Source organism: Microcoleus sp. CAWBG640 (assembly GCF_020883015.1).
GTDB lineage: Bacteria > Cyanobacteriota > Cyanobacteriia > Cyanobacteriales > Microcoleaceae > Microcoleus > Microcoleus anatoxicus.
In genome coordinates this window covers 1-2,907 of record NZ_JAHRFC010000190.1, presented here as the reverse complement: position 1 = coordinate 2,907, position 2,907 = coordinate 1, and the positions used below count along the sequence as shown (strand labels likewise).

At 46.5% G+C, this 2,907-nt stretch carries 3 protein-coding genes; all 3 read left to right on the top strand.

The window, feature by feature from the left end; genetic code table 11:
- Positions 1 to 140, top strand: a 140-nt coding sequence (locus AAFP11_RS30120; protein WP_341740297.1) for a DUF2996 domain-containing protein, incomplete at its 5' end; no start/stop codon positions are given.
- Between the two features lie 368 nt (positions 141 to 508).
- On the top strand, positions 509 to 1,447 hold the full coding sequence (locus AAFP11_RS30115; RefSeq protein WP_341740296.1) for an IS4 family transposase: 939 nt from the start codon (positions 509 to 511) through the stop codon (positions 1,445 to 1,447).
- A 161-nt stretch (positions 1,448 to 1,608) separates the two neighbouring features.
- Positions 1,609 to 2,712, top strand: a complete 1,104-nt coding sequence (locus AAFP11_RS30110; protein WP_341740295.1) for a sigma-70 family RNA polymerase sigma factor — start codon at positions 1,609 to 1,611, stop codon at positions 2,710 to 2,712.
- Positions 2,713 to 2,907: the final 195 nt, after the last annotated feature.

Sequence of the window (2,907 nt, the reverse complement as noted above, 5' to 3'; positions counted from 1 at the left end):
CTTTTTCTTGCGCTGAAAATAACACAAAAACTAGCACTCTTGAACCTTTTTTGATTGACGAGCGCAAGATTACCCTAGACTTAATGGTTTTTGGTGTAGTTCAGCGGCTTAATGCTCAAAAATGGCTGAATCTTAATTAACCTGAGTTCGGGATAAGAAGAGGAGGAGCCGTGTAAGCTGAAATACAGCGTATTCCAGGTTTGTGAATTGTAGGGACACGGCAGTGTCCATAGGTGTCAACTTAAGCTCAAGCCCAGTCAGAGATGGCTGTTTGACTATTAAATCTAGATCCCCCCTAGCCCCCCTTAAGAAGGGGGGGACAGGAGTCCTTTCAAAGTCCCCCTTCTTAAGCTATGCCTTACTCACATCTTTCTTAACAAAGTCGCTCCGGCTTGAGCCGGAGCGGTTTGTGAGGCGATCGCCCGAAGCGTGAGCTTGACAACCAGGAAGTGAATCAAGTAATCCTCAAATGACGTAATGGAGGCGAGGGAGGAATGATGACGGCACAATGGGCTCTAGCAGAACTAAAATTCGCTTGTTTGGGCGATCGGCGTCGCGTGAAACGACTGGCGAGAATCGCGAAGCCGACATCTATGACTTTTTAGCGACTGAAAGACCTGGGAATTCTCAGTTGTTAATTCGCGCCTATCACAACCGTCAAGTCAAGAACTCTGATGGGACTCTAGAAGTAGAGCGACTACAAAGTGCGATCGCCAAAGTACCGCTCGCGGGACAACTGGACTTGGAATTGCGAGCTAATCCGCAGCGATTAGCTCGTAAAGCGACTCTGAACCTGCGGGCTACAACAGTCGAAATTCTACCTCCTCAAAGCCACCCTCAGCGCCAGAATTTACAGCCACTGAGAGTGCAAGTGATTTTGGCTTGTGAAGAAAACCCACCGGCCACAGAGAAGCCTGTGAGTTGGTTATTACTGACCACCTTGCCCATTAATGGTTTTGAAGATATTGTGCAGTGCTTGCGCTGGTACAGTTACCGTTGGTTAATCGAAGGTTATCATTACGTTCTTAAAAGTGGGTGCGGTTTAGAGCAGCTACAATTGGAAACTGCCGATCGCATCGAAGGAGCTTTATCAACTTACACAATTGTGGCATGGCGCTTGTTGTGGATGATTTACGAATCTCGTCATCATCCTGATACTCTGGCCGATAGGATTCTTGAAACCCATGAATGGCAAGCACTTTACTGCACCATTCACTCAACTCCGATCCCCACTGAATCACCCCCAACTTTAAGTAATTGTATTCGTTGGATTGCGAAACTGGGTGGATTTTTGGGACGCAAGGGAGATGGTGAACCGGGTGTCAAGACCCTCTGGCGAGGCTGGCAACGTTTGCATGACATTGCTGCTACATGGAAATTAGTTTCCACCCATTCCCCCCCAGATGTCAAGCCTGATTTTGTTAAGAAAGATGTGAGTAAGGCATAGCTTCTTAAGGGGGATTTAGGGGGATCTAGGCTTAGGTAAAAGCAAGAGATACCAAGGGTTTCAGGCTTAAGTTGACACCAATGGACTCTTGGAATATCCCTACGGGGAAGCTCACGATAGGCGGGTATACTTCATAAATGTGGAATCTGCTGTAAATGTAAATGCAAAGCAATAGCCAGAGAACTCAAAAAATCAGGTCATCTTCTCAATCAGTGGCTGCATCAATCCTGTTGGATGAAACAAAAGATAAAAATACAATTTTTTGGCAAGAATGGCAGGCGAATCAAGATTATCTTTCCCATTGCTGTCTCAAGTGGATGAACTCAAACCCAATTGATGCCGAAGAAGTATTGAGTCAGGCAATGCTTAAAGCCTGGACAGAATGGCAAAACTATGGAAGTAAAATTAAATATCCTAAAGCTTGGTTAACTAAAATTATCTATAACTTCTGCATAGATTTGCATCGAAAACGGAAACGAGATGCAGTAACATTTGAAAAAATTGAGGATATTAAATTTGAAGATCATCCAGTATTCTCTTTTAGGGCAGAATTTCCTGAATCCAAACTTCTAGATTGTGAAATTTTACCCTTGGCTGTTGGGAAAGTCTCTACCCCCCCAACCCCCCCTTGCCAAGGGGGGGCTAAGAGAACGAGGGGGGAGAATTCCATCAAAGTCCCCCTTTTTAAGGGGGATTTAGGGGGATCTCCGGGGGATATAGTCGAACAGATGCTGAAACGATTTCCCCAGCGCTGGAGTGTTTGGGCGACGGCGGCGCGGGTGTTGGTGGAATATTTTAAAGAGTTTGAACGAGGGTGTAGCGTTTCTGAGCAGGGGATAAAACTCCAGCCCCAGTTAGCTGATGCTTGGTTTCGTCATGGGCGGGTGTTGGCTTTAGCTGGGAAACATCGGGAAGCAGTGCAGGCGTTGGAGAAAGGATGGAAGTTGTTACCAGCCGGAATTTCTCTGCAATTCGTGCCGACGGCGGTGTGGCTGGCGGAGAGTTACCAGGTGCTGGGGGATGTTGGGGCTAGTCAGCGCTGGTGGAAAGTTGCCGGTGAGGGATGTCAGGAATTGAAAGCGTTTAACGGGGCTATGGCTGACTACTGGTTAGGGAGAGCCTTGGTGGGATTGAGGGATAAGTTGGGGGCGATACAGGCTTATGAAAGTGCCTTGAGTCAGCAGTTGTTGTATCCAGCGCGTGGGGAGGTTGAGAAGAGTTTGCTGCGGTTGAAAGGTAAGAGAGGGAAGGGTTGTAGGGGTTGAGGGTGGATTTTTGGGGAGAAAATTTGCTCGTAACTCGAAAAATTCCCAAATTGCGGTGGGAAAACGTCTAATAAATAGGGTTTGCTGAATAATCGATCGCAAACTGAGAGCAGGAGCGATCGATATATTCAAGCTCGGTTAAATATAAGTTTTTCTGTATCAATTCCACCCAGTTATAATTGTAAATTATCTTCA